Source organism: Marinicrinis sediminis (assembly GCF_042685085.1).
Lineage (GTDB): Bacteria > Bacillota > Bacilli > Paenibacillales > KCTC-33676 > Marinicrinis > Marinicrinis sediminis.
In genome coordinates, this window is the sequence record NZ_JBHUMM010000043.1 from 803,249 (window position 1) to 821,755 (window position 18,507).

At 46.9% G+C, this 18,507-nt stretch carries 20 protein-coding genes; 10 read left to right on the top strand and 10 right to left on the bottom strand.

The annotated features are described in order from the left end of the window. Positions 1-215: hypothetical protein (locus ACFSUC_RS17550; protein ID WP_379930946.1), on the bottom strand; the 215-nt coding region annotated here is incomplete at its 3' end. Positions 216-576: 361 nt separating this feature from the next. On the opposite strand from ACFSUC_RS17550, the gene ACFSUC_RS17555 reads away from it, so the two are divergent. Then, positions 577-912, top strand: a complete 336-nt coding sequence (locus ACFSUC_RS17555; RefSeq protein ID WP_379930947.1) for a hypothetical protein — start codon at positions 577-579, stop codon at positions 910-912. On the opposite strand, the gene ACFSUC_RS17560 is transcribed toward ACFSUC_RS17555, so the two are convergent. Further along, positions 909-2,252 (bottom strand): glycoside hydrolase family 30 protein, encoded by a 1,344-nt coding sequence (locus tag ACFSUC_RS17560; protein ID WP_379930948.1) that lies wholly within the window; start codon positions 2,250-2,252, stop codon positions 909-911. The genes ACFSUC_RS17555 and ACFSUC_RS17560 overlap by 4 nt on opposite strands. A 140-nt stretch (positions 2,253-2,392) precedes the next feature. On the opposite strand from ACFSUC_RS17560, the gene ACFSUC_RS17565 reads away from it, so the two are divergent. Beyond that, positions 2,393-3,226, top strand: a complete 834-nt coding sequence (locus ACFSUC_RS17565) for a helix-turn-helix domain-containing protein (RefSeq protein WP_379930949.1) — start codon at positions 2,393-2,395, stop codon at positions 3,224-3,226. 138 nt (positions 3,227-3,364) lie between these two features. Here ACFSUC_RS17565 and ACFSUC_RS17570 read toward each other — a convergent pair whose 3' ends face one another. Beyond that, entirely contained in the window at positions 3,365-5,191 is a 1,827-nt protein-coding gene (locus tag ACFSUC_RS17570; RefSeq protein ID WP_379930950.1) for a stalk domain-containing protein, read from the bottom strand. Positions 5,192-5,408: 217 nt separating this feature from the next. Here ACFSUC_RS17570 and pdaA point away from each other — a divergent pair, with 217 nt between their 5' ends. From pdaA to ACFSUC_RS17590, 4 genes are read left to right on the top strand one after another with little or no spacing between them, the layout of a single operon-like run. Next, on the top strand, positions 5,409-6,197 hold the full coding sequence (pdaA, locus tag ACFSUC_RS17575) for a delta-lactam-biosynthetic de-N-acetylase (RefSeq protein WP_379930951.1): 789 nt from the start codon (positions 5,409-5,411) through the stop codon (positions 6,195-6,197). A gap of 59 nt (positions 6,198-6,256) precedes the next feature. Beyond that, positions 6,257-7,849 (top strand): spore germination protein, encoded by a 1,593-nt coding sequence (locus ACFSUC_RS17580; RefSeq protein ID WP_379930952.1) that lies wholly within the window; start codon positions 6,257-6,259, stop codon positions 7,847-7,849. 26 nt (positions 7,850-7,875) lie between these two features. Beyond that, positions 7,876-9,090, top strand: a complete 1,215-nt coding sequence (locus ACFSUC_RS17585; RefSeq protein ID WP_379930953.1) for a Ger(x)C family spore germination protein — start codon at positions 7,876-7,878, stop codon at positions 9,088-9,090. Continuing rightward, positions 9,087-9,389 (top strand): hypothetical protein, encoded by a 303-nt coding sequence (locus ACFSUC_RS17590; RefSeq protein WP_379930954.1) that lies wholly within the window; start codon positions 9,087-9,089, stop codon positions 9,387-9,389. Before ACFSUC_RS17585 ends, ACFSUC_RS17590 begins: the two co-directional genes overlap by 4 nt. Here ACFSUC_RS17590 and ACFSUC_RS17595 read toward each other — a convergent pair. Together ACFSUC_RS17595 and ACFSUC_RS17600 are read right to left on the bottom strand one after the other, a co-directional pair. After that, a complete protein-coding gene (locus ACFSUC_RS17595; RefSeq protein WP_379930955.1) occupies positions 9,362-10,456 on the bottom strand; it encodes a GerAB/ArcD/ProY family transporter in 1,095 nt (364 codons plus the stop codon). The genes ACFSUC_RS17590 and ACFSUC_RS17595 overlap by 28 nt on opposite strands. A gap of 99 nt (positions 10,457-10,555) precedes the next feature. Then, positions 10,556-10,927: a rhodanese-like domain-containing protein gene (locus ACFSUC_RS17600; protein WP_379930956.1), complete on the bottom strand. Its 372-nt coding sequence runs from the start codon at positions 10,925-10,927 to the stop codon at positions 10,556-10,558. Positions 10,928-11,146: 219 nt separating this feature from the next. Here ACFSUC_RS17600 and ACFSUC_RS17605 point away from each other — a divergent pair, with 219 nt between their 5' ends. Beyond that, entirely contained in the window at positions 11,147-11,404 is a 258-nt protein-coding gene (locus ACFSUC_RS17605) for a YkgJ family cysteine cluster protein (RefSeq protein WP_379930992.1), read from the top strand. A gap of 12 nt (positions 11,405-11,416) precedes the next feature. Here ACFSUC_RS17605 and ACFSUC_RS17610 read toward each other — a convergent pair whose 3' ends face one another. The 3 genes from ACFSUC_RS17610 to ACFSUC_RS17620 form a co-directional block, all read right to left on the bottom strand. Continuing rightward, positions 11,417-12,004: a dihydrofolate reductase family protein gene (locus ACFSUC_RS17610; RefSeq protein ID WP_379930957.1), complete on the bottom strand. Its 588-nt coding sequence runs from the start codon at positions 12,002-12,004 to the stop codon at positions 11,417-11,419. 41 nt (positions 12,005-12,045) lie between these two features. Then, the gene (locus ACFSUC_RS17615; protein ID WP_379930993.1) at positions 12,046-12,582 is read right to left on the bottom strand and encodes a DUF1572 family protein; all 537 of its coding nucleotides are present in this window, start codon (positions 12,580-12,582) and stop codon (positions 12,046-12,048) included. A gap of 121 nt (positions 12,583-12,703) precedes the next feature. Beyond that, positions 12,704-12,871 carry a hypothetical protein gene (locus ACFSUC_RS17620; protein WP_379930958.1) on the bottom strand — a complete coding sequence of 56 codons (168 nt, stop codon included), beginning with the start codon at positions 12,869-12,871 and terminating at the stop codon, positions 12,704-12,706. A 567-nt stretch (positions 12,872-13,438) separates the two neighbouring features. Between ACFSUC_RS17620 and ACFSUC_RS17625 the strand changes: the two genes are divergently transcribed. The 3 genes from ACFSUC_RS17625 (at position 13,439) to ACFSUC_RS17635 (ending at position 15,357) form a co-directional block, all read left to right on the top strand. After that, on the top strand, positions 13,439-14,020 hold the full coding sequence (locus tag ACFSUC_RS17625; RefSeq protein ID WP_379930959.1) for an LOG family protein: 582 nt from the start codon (positions 13,439-13,441) through the stop codon (positions 14,018-14,020). 112 nt (positions 14,021-14,132) lie between these two features. Further along, the gene (locus ACFSUC_RS17630; protein WP_379930960.1) at positions 14,133-14,885 is read left to right on the top strand and encodes an SDR family oxidoreductase; all 753 of its coding nucleotides are present in this window, start codon (positions 14,133-14,135) and stop codon (positions 14,883-14,885) included. 37 nt (positions 14,886-14,922) lie between these two features. After that, positions 14,923-15,357 (top strand): hypothetical protein, encoded by a 435-nt coding sequence (locus ACFSUC_RS17635; RefSeq protein WP_379930961.1) that lies wholly within the window; start codon positions 14,923-14,925, stop codon positions 15,355-15,357. Positions 15,358-15,402: 45 nt separating this feature from the next. Here ACFSUC_RS17635 and ACFSUC_RS17640 read toward each other — a convergent pair whose 3' ends face one another. Further along, positions 15,403-15,993, bottom strand: a complete 591-nt coding sequence (locus ACFSUC_RS17640) for a dihydrofolate reductase family protein (RefSeq protein ID WP_379930962.1) — start codon at positions 15,991-15,993, stop codon at positions 15,403-15,405. Between the two features lie 467 nt (positions 15,994-16,460). Beyond that, on the bottom strand, positions 16,461-18,290 hold the full coding sequence (gene glmS, locus ACFSUC_RS17645) for a glutamine--fructose-6-phosphate transaminase (isomerizing) (RefSeq protein WP_379930963.1): 1,830 nt from the start codon (positions 18,288-18,290) through the stop codon (positions 16,461-16,463). Positions 18,291-18,507 lie beyond the last annotated feature (217 nt).

Consider the following 18,507-nt stretch of genomic DNA (forward strand, 5'->3'; position numbering starts at 1 on the left):
ATAAACAGTCTGTACAATTTTTTATTTTTTATTGTCAACTTTAATAAAAAGGCTGTTAGATTAAAGGTAAATACAAAATAACAAGGAATAAAAACAAATATGAGCAGAATATCTGTAAATAATGGAAATTCATTTTCCGTATAATTTGGCCAAAAAGAAATAATACCAAGTAATGCTAATCCAAGTGTAATGAATAACCACAAGGTATATCTCATACTTTCACCTCCCAGTTCTGAACACGGCCTGTCTATTTAGGTGTGACATTCATGGTGATGAGTTAAAGCATCTTTAGAAGAGCGTCATCTGTCGGGAAAATGCTCTTTCCTTTGGAAACCAATCTCCTGCTCTTATTTTAATTCATTTAAGAGTTACACAATCTAGTTACAGACTCGAGTCGCTCATATTGGGTTCTCCTGTAATCAATGGTGGTGTGGTAACTTCCATTTTACACGATACCAGACATGGGCTCTTTTGTTTTCTGCTAGCTGTCGCATTTTATTTTACAATTGGAAAAATCCATCCTTACAGCTCGTCCAGGTAAATCAAGAATGCGGCCTATTTATTGATTTCAATGTCTTGTATATGGTTCCGGTTTATCCGGATCATGAGCCGTTAGATGACGGCACGAAAGCATACAAAACAGTATCCCAAAAAAGTCTTGGCATGCAAGCTAGAAATAGTGATGAACAACCCTTATCGTTTGATCAGTTTAAAGAAATGGTAATTACAGCATATAATCATGCGATTCAAGGTGAGGATATAATAAACCAGCCTTCCCGTTTATCCAGGTTGGCTGGTTTCCTTATGTTTGCATATTCTCAGGCTTCTGCTTCAGAGAAGACCTCTGATGTACCAGAAACCATCTCTGCTTTTTTTATTGGTGAGGATATCTTACCATTGCCAATAGACTAAATGATAATCGTTTGGATAGAGCGAGCCGGAATGCTGGATTGTGCGATATGGTCACGCATTCTGATCGTGTATGGCAATGCTTGTTCACTTCTATTCATGACAACTAGTGTAATCGTACGGTCAGCTTGCTGGAATGCCACCGTTTCCAGCTTGTCTGTATATTTGGTGCTCGCGATTCTATTCGCACCTGGACGAATATATTTACTGAAATGCCCGATATAATAATAGGAGCTTTCATAATGTACGGTGTTTGTATTCGTATCGGCAATAATAGGAGCATCACAGTAATTGTGTACGTGATTCGGTCCTCCCTGTTCGTCCAGCACGATATTCCAATCCGTCCATGCCGTCATCCAGTTATTCAGATTTCCCATGATGTCATGTCCGTAGCGCTCACCTGTCTCCCAAGCGCCTAAATGAACGCCGCCTTCTTGACATCCTTCGGTAAACACCAGCTTTTTATCAGGGAAGCGGTCATGTACAGCTGCCAATGCTTCAAAGTGATCGCCGGAATACCAATGGAAGCCAATCCCCCAAATATATTTTGCTGCTTGTTCATCTTCAAATGCCACTTTTGCGCGATCATATACTCTTTCTTTATTGTGATCCCATATCATAATTTTAATATGGGACAAGCCATGCTTTTCCAAGGTCGGTCCCAAGTAATCTCGTACAAACTCCTTCTCTTCCTCTGCATTATACATACATGAATCCCATACTTGTTTGGCGTTCGCCTCATTTTGTACCGTTAGACCCCACATCGCAATACCTTCCTCTGCATAGGCCTGGATGTACTTGACAAAATAGTTTGCCCAGGTTTGCCAATATTGCTTGATCAGCTGTCCACCATTATTCATCTCTCCGTTCGTTTTCATCCAGGCAGGAGGGCTCCATGGAGAGGCGAACAATTTGAAGTCATCTCCAGTAGCTGTTTGTGCTTGCTGTAGGAGAGGAATCAGCGCTTCCTTGTCTCTGCTAATGTCGAATTGCTTCAGCTCCGGGTCTTCCTTTTCTACATAGGCGTAGTTGCCGAGCGAAAAATCGCAGCTGTTGATATGTGTTCTGCAAAACGTATATCCGAGGCCATTTTCCTCGTCAAAATAAGCACACATGATTTCTTCTTGCTTGTCCTTACTCATCTTGTTAATCGTTACGGCTGATGCTTCTGTAAGCGCGCCCCCGAACCCTACAATTTCCTGGTATTGAACATCTTCATACACATTGATAAGTTGATTTTCCAATCCTTTTTCATCATATTGAAAGGTTAAGGGTTCCTTTACTGTTAAGCGATCGTTGGAGTGTTTGGAGGTCTGAATAAGCTTTGCTTTTTTATTGTGCATCGGATCATCGTCCTTTCTGTATTATCTATCTTTATCATAAAAGGAGATGCGGTATAATTATAGAAACGATATCGCTGAAAACCTCAACGATTTGGCTATTTTCTGCTGAAGGGAGATGAATGTCCTTGCAGGAACAGACTATGAAAATTCACTTATGCGACTATTCTTTTCATACGGAGCCATTTCGTCAGTTTTATAGAGACGGACTGGATACGTATATCTTTCGCTTGCAGACAGAAGGAGCGAGCCATGTGCTGGTAAACGGCCAAATGGAGACAATACTGCCAGGAGAGTTGCTGTTATATGAGCCAGGGGAACCTTACCAGCTAGAGGCTTCGGTGCAAAATGAAGATGATGCAGATGTAAGCGGAGATTACTATGTCATGTGTACCGGCAGCTGGATTGATCAATGGTGGGCATTGTCCCCTCGACCGAAAAGAACGAAGGTCGCAGAGGATATGCGTCTAAAAGCAATCTGGTATCAATTAATTTTAGAAAAAAGAAGAATGGAGGACAGTGATCCCGCTTTACTTGCTGCGCTTCTCCAATCGCTATGCTATATGATAGATCGCGCTATTCAGGAAAACTCCCACTTGCCTTCTAATCCTTCATTTTATGCCTTGAAGATGAAATATTTTATCGAGGAACACGCAACCAAGCGGATGAAGCTGGAGGATGTGGCTGCGCATGTCGGATTAAGTGTGTCCAGAACAGGACATCTCTTCAAATCAGAGTATGGCATGTCCGTGCTGCAATATGCACAAAAAGTGCGGCTAGCGATTGCAATAGAGCTCATGAAGAACAGCCCAATGACACTGGAGCATGTAGCGGAGATATCTGGCTTTGGCAGTTATTCGTATTTTCATCGCATCTTTCGTGAGCACTACGGCATCTCGCCAGGTCGATATCGAAAAACTTCCAATAAAAGATATCCGGCGCAGGTAGCACAAAAAGACACCTCGCCGAATACGTGACGCATGCACTTCTGATCGCGCATTCGCTCTCGTTTTCGTGCTGGAGGTGTCTCCATTCATTTATATTTGCTGAATGCTAGGCGATTCATCCCGGGTTTATGAATGATGAATGGGTTTAGAGACCGTCTTACCAACAGGTTATGGTTGGGTGATGACCTGTACGGTTCGCGTACTTCCGTCCCATTTCACTTCTGCGCCGAGCAGTTCGCTGATATCTCTCAGCGGCAAATAGGTTGTGTTATTGTACAGAAAAGTCGGCTGGCTTAACCCGATCACGTCTTCTCCCATCTGTACTGTAGCGGCACCCGTACGGAACGACAGTTTCTTGTCCTGATACGAGGCATGGACGGTTTTGTTCACTGCCTCGTAATCCACCTTGGCTCCTACAGCAGTAAACAGAGAACGGAACGGCACAAACAGGCGGTTATGGACAAAAACCGGCTGTGGTGAAAACGTCTTTTTCACACCATCGATGATCAGATTGGCTTCTGCTTTCACCACACTGGGCTGTGTGTTTACCGGTTCGATGCTTTTGGCCGCTTGTGCAGGGTTGGTGAAGGCGAGGAGCTTCCTCTCCGCCTGTACGAGCACACTGTTACCCTCTATGAGGATGTCTGCAAACAAGCGGGCATTCGTCTGTGCGTGCAGCAAGGTTTTGCCAGTCTGGACGTCAAAAATCTTGAATGCCCCATCCGTCTGTCCGACATATACGCCGTTATTGATTAGCTCCAGCCGGGAGATGGGATTGTCCACCTGGTAAGACGTATACAGCTGTTTGGACCTGAAATAAGAGGCCAGTTCGCTCCCGCTGGAATAAAAAATCCGGTCCGCATAGGGCCCCGCAATCATTCCCGGATGAGCATTGGCAGCGCCTAGACTGTGAACAACGGGCTCTGTACGTGCAGGATCGGCATCCCGGTGGTACCTGAATATCTGGTCGCCACGTGCGATCCACAGCCATTCTCCGTCGATCACTACCTGATCTGCACGCTCTCCCATTTGATCTTCTGCTTTGTTCGATGCATACTCGAATGAACGCTCTACCTTCCCGCTTCGAATATGTCGTTTTTCTATATAGACCACATCGGACTCATCGATCATGAGATTTTCCTTGCGAACGTAGATATGGTCTCCATCCACCGCAAGCGTCGATTCCAAATAGCGTTCGCTCCACAGCAAAGTTCCGCTGCTGCGATCGAAAGCAGCTAACATGCCATGGGTAATCGCTCCGCTCACGACATAGTGCTGTAGCACGACATCGGATTGAACGGAAATGCCGTAGGCATAGTTAGCGTACGGCTCCGTATGGCTCCACAATGGCTTACCGCTCTTCTCGTCATAAGCAATCAGGCCATTGGCCGTGCCAGCAAACACCATTTGTTCGTCCACGATAACTTCCCGAAGATCTGTCAGTCCGGATATCTTCCACTTCACTTTGCCGTTCGTGGCATGGAGGGCATACAATGTCTGCTGCTTCTGCCCCTGCTGGGTCAGTTGGCTGGATGCTGCGTAGAGCGTGGAATTCGATGCATCCATGGTCATGACCGCCAGCATACCCGAACCAAACGTCCACACTGCCTGGCCCGTATCTGCCTTGACCGCAACCAGCTTATCCTTGTGAAGATAGAATACCTTGCCATCTCCAGCCGTCATGTACTGCGTGCCCGACCTTTCCATATTGTGATCGATATCGACTGACCAAACAGGTTTCTGAACCGCTGTTTGCTGTGCATATGCCGGAGTGACATATGGCGCATACGTCGAATTGTCCCCGTGCGCGATCTGGGTAGAACCTGCTGCGGTCCCCGCGATGCTCAGGACCATCACGCAAATGGCTGCAAGATGCAGGTTACGCTGACGTTTGTTCTTGGATGAGTTCATAACTGAAGTCCCTCTCTTCTCCAAGCCTGTCATCTCCATTCCTGTCTTCTCTCTCAACTTGTCTCTCTGAAGAAGTCTGTTCACTGTTCATTTCCTCCTCTCACCATGATGGCTATTTCAGAAACAGACGCCATCCTGCGCGAAATAGTTGCAGTTGCAGCGAATGCCCACGTCCCATCCCCCCATCGTGTAACCACATAATTTCGCGATTCCAGGGAAAAATATGTCCATACTCAGTCCGCTTGATAACAGACTAGATTCGCCACTGATAAGTGAAGACACATCCAAGGAGGAAACAAACGTGCAGCGTTGGAAACAGACTTCCCTTGTTCTGTGCCTCATATGGATTGCTCTGCTGAGCACTCATTCTGTTGTGGTACAGGCCGGAGCAAGCCCGTATCATTTTGGATTCAAGAAAAGCAGGAACGGACAACTTCCCTCCATTGAACAGGAAGGCTTCAAGCCGATACTGGAAAAGCACGAGGCTATTTTTATGGGGAGTTCTCGTGAAAAAGAGCTCTATCTGACATTTGACAATGGCTATGAAAATGGCTTTACCACAGATGTACTGGATGTATTAAAGGAGAAGAATGTGCCCGCAGCCTTTTTTGTAACCGGCCATTATATTCAGGATCAGCCTGACTTGATGAAACGCATGGTGCAAGAGGGTCATCTGATCGGCAATCATTCCTGGAGTCATCCCGATATGACTACGATATCCAGTGAGCGAATCCGGGAAGAACTGGAGAAGGTAAGGGTTGAAACCGCAAAGCTGACCGGACAGCTGGAGATGCCTTATCTTCGTCCTCCACGCGGTATATTTGACGAACGTGTGCTGGAAATCAGCCGCTCCGAAGGCTACACCTCTGTATTCTGGTCGGTCGCCTATATGGACTGGGATACGAAAAAACAACGAGGGAAACAACATGCCTACGATAATGTCATGGCACAGCTCCATCCCGGTGCTGTCATTCTCCTGCATTCGGTGTCCAGCGACAATGCGGCTGCGCTCGGACAAATGATTGAGGACGCTCGCAAACAGGGCTATACGTTCAAGCGTCTCGATCAATTGAAAACCAGGCAATATTAGGTTGTCTGGATATCCTGGACCGGTGCGCATTTATTAACAGATAAAGACGGTGAGTATGTATGAAATGGAGAATCTCCACCCCTGCAATCAAACCGAAAGATTCTCAACCCTCTCCCCTCCCCCATTCTCTGCGTCTTAAAAAAAATCTGAATGAGAATCTGGCACAAATCCGGCAGCATATTGGAGACAGCGCAGATATCATTATGAAAGATTTTCGGATCGGAACAGCCGGAGAACTGGGAGCAGCACTCTTGTACACCGAGGGATTGGCAGATGCAGCCGCAGTTCGCGACGTCCTGCAAGCACTGATGGTGCAATTAAGGGAAACGGATCTTCAGACCGATTCTCTTGCCTATCCACATCCATTAAAGCTCATTAAGGATCATGCTCTTCCCTCTGGAAGTGTGAACGAATCCGTTGATTTCGATACCATGATCACGGCTATTTTGTCTGGAGATTCCGTCTTTCTACTCGATGGCTTTGATCACAGTTTCATCATCAATACGAAAGGCTGGGAGAGACGTGCCGTCAGTGATTCAACTTCGCAAACCGTTGTCCGAGGACCTCGCGAAGGATTTACCGAAACCCTGCGAACCAATACCGCTCTCATTCGGCGCAGAATCAAGCATCCTGATCTGCAATTAGAAAATCAACAAATCGGCAAGTACACCAAAACGGATATATCTCTCGTTTACATTAAAGGGATCGTGCAAGATCAAGTGGTAGAAGAAGTAAAACAGCGGCTCAATCGGATAGAAACAGACAGCATTCTGGAAAGTGGGTATGTGGAAGAATGGATTGAGGATGCCAAGTTCTCCCCCTTTCCGACTGTCTACAATACCGATCGTCCGGATGTCGTTGCGGCCAATTTGCTGGAAGGACGCGTAGCCATTCTGGTAGACGGCACTCCTTTTGCATTACTCGTTCCTGTTTTGTTCACGCAGTTTTTTCAATCTGCCGAGGATTATTATCAACGAGCAGATATTTCTAGTTTGCTCCGACTACTGCGTTATCTCGCTTTCTTCATTTCACTTCTAGGCCCTTCCTTCTATATAGCGGTGACGACTTTTCATCAGGAACTCATCCCGATTGAACTATTAATAGGCCTGTCTGCCCAGCGAGAAGGCGTACCCTTTCCTGCTTTCGTTGAAGCGCTATTTATGGAATTGACCTTTGAGATCTTACGCGAAGCAGGGCTTCGGATGCCTCGAGCCATCGGTCAAACGGTCTCTATCGTTGGTGCGCTCGTGCTGGGAGAAGCAGCCATCCAAGCAGGCCTGGCTTCTCCTGCTATGGTGATCGTCGTATCCATTACGGCACTGTCTACCTTTGTACTGCCTTCCATCAGCATTGCCGTTCCGAATCGGATTCTGCGTTTTGTCTTCATGAGTCTGGCTGCTTCATTTGGTTTATTTGGCATTGCGGTGGGACTGGTCGCCATGATCCTGCATTTATGCAGCCTTAAATCGTTCGGGGTTCCCTATCTCTCCAACGTTGGCCCGCTGCTGCTGTCCGAGCAGCAAGACGTCATCTTTCGTATGCCGAACTGGTTCACGCGTCAACGTCCAGCCGTGATTAACCAGAATAATCGAACAAGGAAGAAGACAAAGGGTTGGAGCCTATTCGCCAAATCGACCCCGCCCAAATCATAAACCACATGTCTCGGGAGGACGCCCTGATGAAACGAAACGCTCGCATCGCGTTGATCCTGCTCAGTCTTTCCTTGTTGACGACAACAGGATGCTGGAGCCAGAGAGAATTAAATCATCTATCTATCATCGGAGGGATCGGGATTGATTTCCAAGATGGACGCTACCATATTTCCACTCAGATCATCAATCCAGTTCAAGTTGCGCAAACACGAGGGGGAGGCACTTCAGGTACGCCCGTAAGCGTCTTCAGTAAATCCGGAAACACGATCCTTGAAGCTTTTCAAAATATGATGTTGATCATTCCCAGGGAGGCGTTCTTCGCCCATGTTCGCCTGGTTGTCATCGGGGAAGCCTTGGCCAGAGAAGAAGGGATTACAAAATTACTGGATATTCTGTCACGAAATTATGAGATGCGGACTGACTTTTATGTGCTTGTCGCCAAAGAATCTAGTGCAGAAGAAGTCCTGAAGATCCAAACCTCACAAGAAAATGTACCCGCCATGCATACTTATTTTTCTCTGCAAATTGCAGATAAAAACCTCGCCTTGACCAATGCGGTTCAATTGGATCAACTTATTGAGGACCTGGTAAGCGGAGGCAAGCATCCCGTCCTGCCAGGCATTCGTATTCACGGTTCACCTGCCATGGGCAACAGCAGTAAAAATATTGAAACCATCGAATCCGCCGTCACATTGGAATTGGAGGAAATGGCGGCATTTCAAAATGGCAAATTAATCGGATGGTTAGATGGCATGGAGACGAAAGGGTACAATTTTATCACGAATCACCTCTTTTCCACGATCACAGATATTGGATGTCCTGAAAATGAAACGGATCGCATTTCCATCCAGCTCTTGCGATCCAATACCAATATTTCGAGTCACTTCGAGCATCATCAACCGACTTTTCAAATTGACGTTCAGGCAGAAGGAAGTGTAACTGAAGTGAATTGTGCGCTGGATTTGAATCAGGCAGAAACGATCTATGAACTGGAAGTCAGATCGGAACAAAAATTCAAATCCATGATGGAGCAAATCTTGAAGAAAGCGCAGGAAGAGTGGGAAACTGATCTCTTTGGATTTGGCGATGTCTTATATCGAAAACATCCGGATCAATGGGAGCGGATGAAGGAGGATTGGGATCATCAATTTGCTCAATCACCGATAAATATCGCAGTCAATGTGGAACTGCGCAGAACCGATTCCATTCATAATTCCTATATTCAGGAGATTAAGGAGTGAGTACAATGTGGAAATTTGCGGGGATTGCAGTCGTCGTCCTCTTGATGATCATCTTTGAACTTCCAAAGCTTGTGAAGGAGACCGCTTACAAAGAAATGATCTTGTTTTCCGTATTACTGTTGGCAGGCACGGGATTATGTATCCTGGAAGCTTTACAGATTGAATACCCGACTCCACTTGATTTTATTTCGGTGATCTATGAACCTGTCAGTCAATTCATTTTCCGTACCTCTGTTGATGTTTCCCTACATCTTTCCCATCATGCTTCCTTTCATGTTTTGTTTCTTTTTACGAAATGAAGCACGATCCATATGATCGGAAGCAGCAATCCATAAGTCGATACATAAAAAGGCCAAATATTGCCGTCCCAATTCAAAAAATAACTCGTATTTGGATAGACATTGATGGAAATAACGAGCATGATTAACCCCATCGGAAGAACAAGAAATCTGTAATCTTTAATGCGAAAGGTCTCGGCGAGCGCAACCACAGCACTATAATAATAGAGCGTCGTCTTGTAAAATATCGTAAAAAACCAGATGGCTGCCATAATGGACTCAATTCGCTTTAAAAATTCTCCGATATTTATTTTTTTGGCCAATATATAACTGGGAAACAAATGTCTCGATGTTAAATCTACACCTAGAACAGACAAGGCAAGAAACGTAAGGAGAATCATCATCATTCCGCCTAAGCCAAATCCTCTCCACACCGCAATCCGGGCCTTTTGGGGTTGTTGCACCGCAGTAGGATAGAACGAATGCAGCACAATAAAGTTAATTGAGGCGACACTCGCAAATAAAAACCCGGCTTTGAAGATCGCAGATAGTGGGGTATGCAGCACGGGCTGCAAATTTTGCCATTCAATTTGGGGGGATATGGCGAACACCATAAAGCAAAACAATCCGATCACCCATGGAAAAAAAATCTCCGCGGATCGTCCAATTACCTCAATGCCATATCGAACGGCGATGATAACGATCCCTAGAAACAGCAGGTTAATATATGGCATCGGCGTTCTGGGTATGATCATGGTGGCGAGAAAGTTTCCAAATACCCAAACCAGTGTACAGACGGTAATCATCGCAAATATCACAAATGATAGGGTCACGAGCTTGCCCAGCCATGTACCAAACATGTCTTCATTCATCTTGGCCAATGACCGATTGTGCTGAATGCGTGCGACGTAATTATAAAAACATACCAGCCCAAACCCGATAAGGACGCCAACAATCGAGGCAATCCAGCCATCCTGCTTGGCCTCTGCGGCCATACCTGAAGGAATGATGAGTACGGTCGCTCCAACGGTCCACATAAAGACAAGTATCGTAAATTGTCTGACCGAAATTTTGGCATTATCGAGCATTGGACCCTCCTTATAGACGGACATCGTCCTATTCTATTTATTTCCTGAAAACCTGACTTTCATCCGTTTTCAGAAGGAGGGATGCTCATTTCATTCGAATTATCTCTTCAATCCACCCTGCCAGGACAGCAGTCCACCGCTTAGATGAGCCACGTTGCGGTGTCCGCTGCGAACGAGCCATTTGCTCGCCTGTTTGCTGCGCATGCCGCTGCGACAGTACAGATAGACTTCTCGATCCCGCGGGATTTCAGACAGTCTTGAACGAAACTGACTTAGCGGAAGATTTACCGCGCCGGGAAGATGACCTTCCTTGAACTCATGCGGCTCCCGGACGTCAATCAGCTTGTGTCCCTTGGACGCCTTCTTGAAATCCTCTGCCTGCATGGTGCGTAGTCCCTTGACAGGTGCAAATTGTCTGTAGATCATCCATCCAATCAACCCGATAGTCAGTGCATAAAATACGATGTCCATCGTGGATTCACCTCTTCCATTCGTTTAAAAGCTCATGTGGGATATGGTTCATCATCATCTTTATCTTCTTAATCTCCATTCCAATACCCCTATGGGTATTTTATTTGGTATGTGACGTCCTGTCAATGGAAAAAGAATCTTCCTCTCCATCCGTCATTGATCCATGCTATAATGAGCCTGCAATATAAGCGATATATAGGAAAGGTCGTGATGGCACCGATGGAATGTCGTATTGGATGTGCTGCTTGCTGTAGTGTGATATCCATCTCTTCCCCGATTCCCGGCATGCCCGAGGGCAAACCGGCCGGAGTAAGATGTGTGCAGTTGACGGAAGATAACCGGTGCAAGCTGTTTGGAAAGCCCGAGCGACCGGAGGTATGCAGCAGTCTGCAGGCTTCGATTGACATGTGCGGAGATTCGAACGAAGCAGCCTACGCATATCTGAGCATGATCGAGCAGGCTACTTCGCCGGACTGACGCAAACCGTGTCTACCGGATGACCTCATAATGGGATTGAACAAATTGTCCATAACGGGTCGTGTCCAGCAGTCTGAGCGCAGGCTGACCTGTCTCTCCAGCCTGGCTCTGTATGACCGTCTGTTCCTGATTAGAAGCGGCCGGTGCAAACAAGGGAATCCCGTTCCCGAGTACCACCGGGATGACTGTAATGATCAACTCATCTACCTGTCCGGTTCTCCACAAGGATTGAAACAGCTCTGCACCGCCAACCAGCCAAATATCTCCGCCAGATTGCCGAGTCAGCTGTGGGAGAAACGTGCTGACATCCTCCTGTACAAAATGAATCGGAGGGATATCTGCTCTCGTTTCGGAACGGGAGAACACATAGCACTGCTTATCTGGATAAGGGAAGTCATCCACCAGGGTCAGCACCTGATCATAAGTTTTTCTGCCCATCAGTACGGTATCAATGCGGTTGTAAAAATCGCCGTAGCCACTGTCTCCCTCCCCCAGCTCATCTACTTCATGCAGCCACTCAATATCCCCGTCCTCTCGCGCTATGTATCCGTCCACACTCGTTGCGATGTAAAGCACGACTTTTCTATCCTGGGTATCCATACGTCGCTCGCCTCCTTATTATTTGTGCGCTTCTTCTAAACTTACGATCTGTGCTCGTTCTGTTTTTGCTCCAAGTATGCTGCCGATTCTCCCTTGGCGATACTTAAGGTATGCCAGCTATCACCTTTGATCTGCTTGCCGATCCACACAATCTGACCGACATGATACCCATAGTGGGCTACCTGTCTCTCAATCGCTTCCATCACCGTATGCGGTTCACTTCGAATATACACCGTAGCCAGCAGATCCGCTTCCCGAAGCTGGCTTAATGTATCCAGCAAGACTTTCCATCCCTGTTCCCAGCAGGCAAGCACATCTGCCTTGGTCGTTAACGTATCCTCGAATTCCTCATCCCGCTTCCGCGTCGGCTTCTCTCCGTCTGTCGTCAGAAAGTCCGTCCACCTGGATACCATATTTCCACTCATATGCTTCACAATCAGTGCGATACTGTTCGACGCCTCACTGGTTCGAAAGCGCAGCTCCGATTCACTAAGCTGTGCAATGGTCTTGTCACCCAGATCTTTCACACTTCGAAATCTTTCTTGTACCACTTTCAGATATTCTTGCCCCAGGCTCATCTTCATCTCTTATTCTCCCTTCACTTTTTACTTTCTTATTCTTCACTCTTCACTCTTCATTCTTCATTCTTCATTCTTCATTCTTCATTCTTCATTCTTCATTCTTCATTCTTGATTTATTTTACTTCTCCGTCTGTACTCTTCGATATCTACTCTTTGCTTCTTGCTCTTTGCTCTTACTCTTGCTCTTGCTCTTGCTCTTGCTCTTGCTCTTGCTCTTGCTCTTGCTCTTGCTCTTGCTCTTGCTCTTGCTCTTGCTCTTGCTCTTGCTCTTGCTCTTGCTCTTCATTATTAGCGATTCGCTCTTGTCTTGCTACTCCTACCTGTTACGCTTATTCTGAAAGCCCCACTTCCATGCTTGACCCCAGTTGGTTTCGGTTTGCATGTTGAGAACGTAATTTAGAGCACTGTGCGAGCACTCCGAGTGCATTTCTGAGCACGTTTTGAGTTCGTTCAGCAAATTTCCATGCTTACCGCAAGCGTGTATTGAGCAAATTGAGCGAGTTGCGAGTTCAGCTCGTTAGAGGAGTAATGGGCTTTAAGGGCGTTATGGGGGTCTGTGAGTTCTGTTAGCCATATATTCTGCCTATTGTCCCTCTATCCCTGCCTAGACTTCGTCTTCTAAACGAAGTGTGCACTCACTCCTGAATGCTTGCTGACCATTCATGGCTTGTCCAGAAATGCGCTGCATAGATCTACATATTCGATCAGACGGCCACATATGCTGGAAGATAGACTGGCCGATCCAGCAGCCGATTTGCTATGATGAACTTAGGAAATAGAGGCTGCCTCCAAACAAAGGCAAGCAAAGAAAAGCCATGACAATTCAGAATCCACAGTCGATGGAGGAGATTAAATGAAATCCATAGCGGTTTTTTGTGGCTCCAGCAAGGGAGCCTCAGATCGATACATGACCTACGCCAAAAAACTGGGCCACGAATTGGTGAAACGTGACCTTACCCTCATCTATGGCGGAGCCAGTGTGGGTACAATGGGCGCCATTGCGGACGCTGTCCTAGAAGCAGGGGGACGTGCTGTCGGGGTCATCCCCGCCTTTCTCGATCAAAGGGAAATTGCGCACAAGCAGCTCACGGAGCTATTCGTTGTCGATTCGATGCATGCCCGCAAGATGAAGATGGCCGAACTGGCGGATGGCTTCATTGCCCTTCCGGGCGGGCCTGGCACAATGGAGGAATTTTTCGAAATCTATACCTGGGCACAGCTGGGCCTTCATCATAAGCCCTGTGGTTTGTTAAATGTAAACGGCTATTATGATCCGCTGATAGCCCTCTTCGAACGCATGAAGCAGGAACAGTTCCTGCATGAGAAGTATGACGGAATCACACTGGTGGATCAGGAGCCTGCCGGACTGCTGGATCAATTCAACACCTATGAACCGCCAGCCGTCAAAACCTACCTCACCGAAAAGCGTACATGAGCATCCACGTACGATTCAGCAACCCCATGTGCCAATAGACCAAGCCCAATAGCCCATGTGCCGCCTTAATCGGCTAAAGATGAGATAAAGTGATTCAACAGGAGGAACCGACATGCATCATCACGAACAGCGAATCGCCCTCGTTACAGGGGCCAGCAGTGAACAGGATATGGGAACAGCGATTTGCAAGCGACTGGCCGAACAAGGATATGACATTGTTTTCACATACTGGCATGCTGAAGCAGATTGGTCAACGAACTTCGAGAAGCAGCTCCTGGCATCAGGTGTAAGCGGAAAAGGAATCGAAATCGACTTATCGCATCCTAACGCCGCATACGAAGTGCTAGATGCTGCTGCTCAGATGGGGACCCCTTCGGTACTCGTGAACAATGCTGCTCATTCCACACGGGATGGATACGAAAATTTGGATGCCCGTGTACTGGACATGCATTATGCAGTGAATATGAGGACGACTTTTTTACTGTGCACAGAATTTGCCCGGCGATTTTCAATCGCACAACTGAAAGCTGGACGTATTATAAACCTCACTTCAGGTCAGGACGTTGGACCCATGCCCGGAGAGTTAGCCTACTCCGCTACCAAAGGAGCGATATCTGCTTTTACACGAGCGCTGTCCATCGAACTGGGGCCCCTGGACATTACCGTGAATGCCGTGAATCCGGGACCGACAGATACCACCTGGATGACCGATGAAATTCGCTCTCATCTGCTGCCCAAGTTTGCGATGGGCCGAATTGGACAACCCGACGATGCTGCCAGATTAATCGCTTTTCTGGTTAGTGATGAGGCCCAGTGGATGACGGGACAGATTCTTCATTCCGAAGGTGGATTCCAGCGCAGTTAACCAGGGTGACGGATGGAGATGAAAGGAGTGGTCTGTGGTGACCATGACAAAAAAAGTATCCTTGCTGCTTATATTGCTGCTGGTCGTTGGCTTCATCGGAGGCAAGGCGGTTGTTCAATATTACAAAGACCACTCTGACGTATTTAATCTCTTCAGACCTTTACAAGTCACCATTGACAACCAGTCTGACCTCGACCTTGTCCGCATAGAAATCGGAGTGCTTCAGAGTCAGATTCAATCGCCAGAGGATATTTCCAAAGTGATCGTGGAAGAACCTCTTGAAAGCGGATCTATTCGTACAATTCAGCCTGATCTGGAACTGGCAGGGGAGGGCGGCGTCTATATCAAGTTGACCGATTCACAGGGAAGCATTTCGACCCACGGCGTTTGCTCCTATACGGAATCACTGTCCGGTCGATCCAAGATTACCGTGCATAACAGTGGCACAGACGTGGACGAAGACTGCTGGTAATGCACATGGTATGTAAGCCGGAAACATGTTGGAGGACGGGACCGCCTAATCGAGTTGTTCCAATGGCGCCTGTCCGTTCTTGCCAAGGAAATGGGTCTGATAAATAAGTTGTACAACGCCTGAGGAAAACGTTTTTGTATTCACCATTTTTAAATTCAACCGCTGTTTGATGTCCACAAACAGTGGTTTTCCTTCTCCCAAAACAACAGGATGTACAGATAGTCTGTATTCATCAACAAGTCCCAAATTGATAAAAGTTGTAATCAGACTTGCTCCACCATATAGCCAGATGTCTTTACCTGGCCTGTTCTTTATTTGATTTACTTCTTCAATTACATAATCATTGATGAATATTACTTTATTGTCCGTCCCTTTTTGCGTTTTAGAAAACACAACCTTCTCTTTACTGTGAACCAAATCCCAAATTTCTTTTTCAGCATCCGAAGATTCCATTGCCGGCGTAAATTGCCCCCATAAATCATAGCTTTTTCTCCCATAGAAAATGGTATCAATTTGATTTAAAAAATGAGTAAATCCCATTTCAGCGTCCATAATACACCAATCAACTTCACCATTTTTCCCTTCAATAAAGCCATCTAACGTAACCGCTAAATCTAAAATAATTTTTCGTTTCATGATCTGCCACTCCTTTCATTCATCTACTAGCTATTTTAGTCCTTAAATCCGCCACCGTACGTCATCTTACAAAAGATAGGATATCTTTCGAACAACGCTGTCCGAAAGAGCGATTCCCTAAGAAGAATACAAGCATGTCTTCTACGTGGGTGTTCTGACATTATCGAAAAAAGTTTAAAACCAATATTCTTCTCAAGAATCTTCCAATCTTACTTTATTTTACTGCGAATGCTTTCACCCGTCTAATCCTCTGTTTTCACGGTCTAATATAAAAAGGTATATCTCAAAAGCCTTGCAATGCCTGAGACAGCCTCCGAGATAAGGTTTTAGAAAGTATCGTGTACTCTCCTGCACTTTCCTTCCCTTTGCCCTAATCCTGCCTCTAAATTCAAAAAGAAAAGCCGAGTAGATGTCAGGAATCATCCTGGCTCTACTCAGCCCTGTTACAACTTTATTTACTTTTTTTATTATTCAACCGTTACACTTTTCGCGAGGTTGCGTGGTTTGTCGACATCGTTGCCTCTTGCAAGGGAGGCATAATAGGACAACAGCTGCAATGGTACGACAGACAGTGCAGGTGTAAGCAAAGGCAGGGTTTTCGGAATCGTGAACAGCTCATCGACGGATTTCTTCAATTCGTCGTCGCCCTCGATCGCCAGACCCATGACGCTCGCACCGCGTGCAGCCACTTCCTTGATATTGCTGACCGTTTTCTCAAATAGCATTTCCTGCGTCGCAAGCGCAATCACCGGTGTCCCTTCTTCAATCAGGGCCAGCGTGCCATGCTTCAGCTCTCCGGCTGCATATGCTTCAGAGTGAATGTAGGAGATTTCTTTCAGCTTCAGGGAGCCTTCCTGTGCCACATTGAAGTCAAGGCCTCGACCGATGAAGAACAGGTGCTCATGCTTGCTGATGCGCTCCGCGTAGTCACGTACGACTTCTGCTTCAGCCAGTATCGCTTCCACCTGCTCAGGCAGCTTCTCCAGCGCCTGAATCACGTCTGCTATTGCGCCCGCTTCCTGTGTCTCCAGCGTCTGAGCTAGGTACAACCCAAGCAAGTAAAACGCAATCAGCTGGGACGTGTACGCTTTGGTAGAAGCAACCGCAATCTCCGGTCCCGCCCAGGTAACAATGACATCGTCCGCCTCACGGGCTACAGAGCTGCCTACGACGTTCGTAATCGCCAGCACTCTTGCTCCACAGCGTTTCGCTTCTCGAAGCGCAGCGAGCGTATCTGCCGTCTCTCCGGACTGACTGACGACGATGACCAGTGTATTCGGGGTAATAATCGGATTGCGATAGCGATATTCGGAAGCGACATCGGTTTCTACCGGAATGCGGGCGAGCGATTCAATGACCGTTTTGCCAACAAGTCCTGCATGATAAGCCGTTCCACAGGCTACGATATGAATGTTGTGAATATCCTGAATCTGTTCCTTCGTCATCTGTACTTCCTCAAGCACAATCTGCTTGTGGTCTGCACTAATGCGGCTGCCCATCGTATCACGGTATGCCTTCGGCTGCTCATAGATTTCCTTCAACATAAAATGATCATATCCGGCTTTTTCTGCGGTTACGATATCCCATTCGACCTTGTAAATTTCCCGGGAAATGGCCTTTCCTTCGACATCCATCAGCTCGACACCATTCGAAGTGAGAACCGCCATATCGCCATCATTCAGGATATACACATCTCTCGTATGCTCCAGAATAGCCGGAATGTCCGACGCGATAAAGTTTTCGCCTTCTCCGACACCGATAATAAGCGGGCTGGCATAACGAACGGTCACGATTTTATCCGGCTCATGCTTGGTCAGCGCAGCAAGGGCATATGCACCTTTCATCCGTTTGACAGCGCGTTGCACCGCCTGAACCAAATCCCCGTCATATTCATCAGCCAGCAAATGGGCAATGACTTCCGTATCCGTTTCTGAGGTGAACGTATGACCTTTCGCAGCCAGCTCTTCCTTCAGCGTCACATAGTTCTCAATGATGCCGTTATGCACGATTGTAAAATCGCCGCTCATATCCTGATGCGGATGGGAATTCACATCGGAAGGCTTGCCATGGGTAGCCCAGCGGGTATGCCCGATACCGATCGTTCCGTTCAGTGCGGCACCCTCCAGCTGCTCTTCCAGAATGGCCAGACGTCCTTTCGCCTTGCTGACCTTCAATCCCTCTGACGTATGCACAGCAATACCTGCCGAGTCATAGCCTCTATATTCGAGCTTTTTCAAGCCTTCGATCAAAATCGGTTGTGAATCACGATGTCCAATATATCCTACAATTCCACACATAGTTTGTACCTCCATTAGATGAGGACCAAACCTTCCCCTCGCTTGGGAAAGGTTTGATCCTGAGATCCCAAGCTTCATTGGGTATAGTTCATTTTTTGGGTATAGATCATTTGACATCCAGCTGTCAGATTGTGCGAAAGGTCGCCCCCTCGTTTTACTGTGCAGCTTACGGTATGGATGGATTACCGGGAGGTCCCCGCCGAAACGTTCGAACACC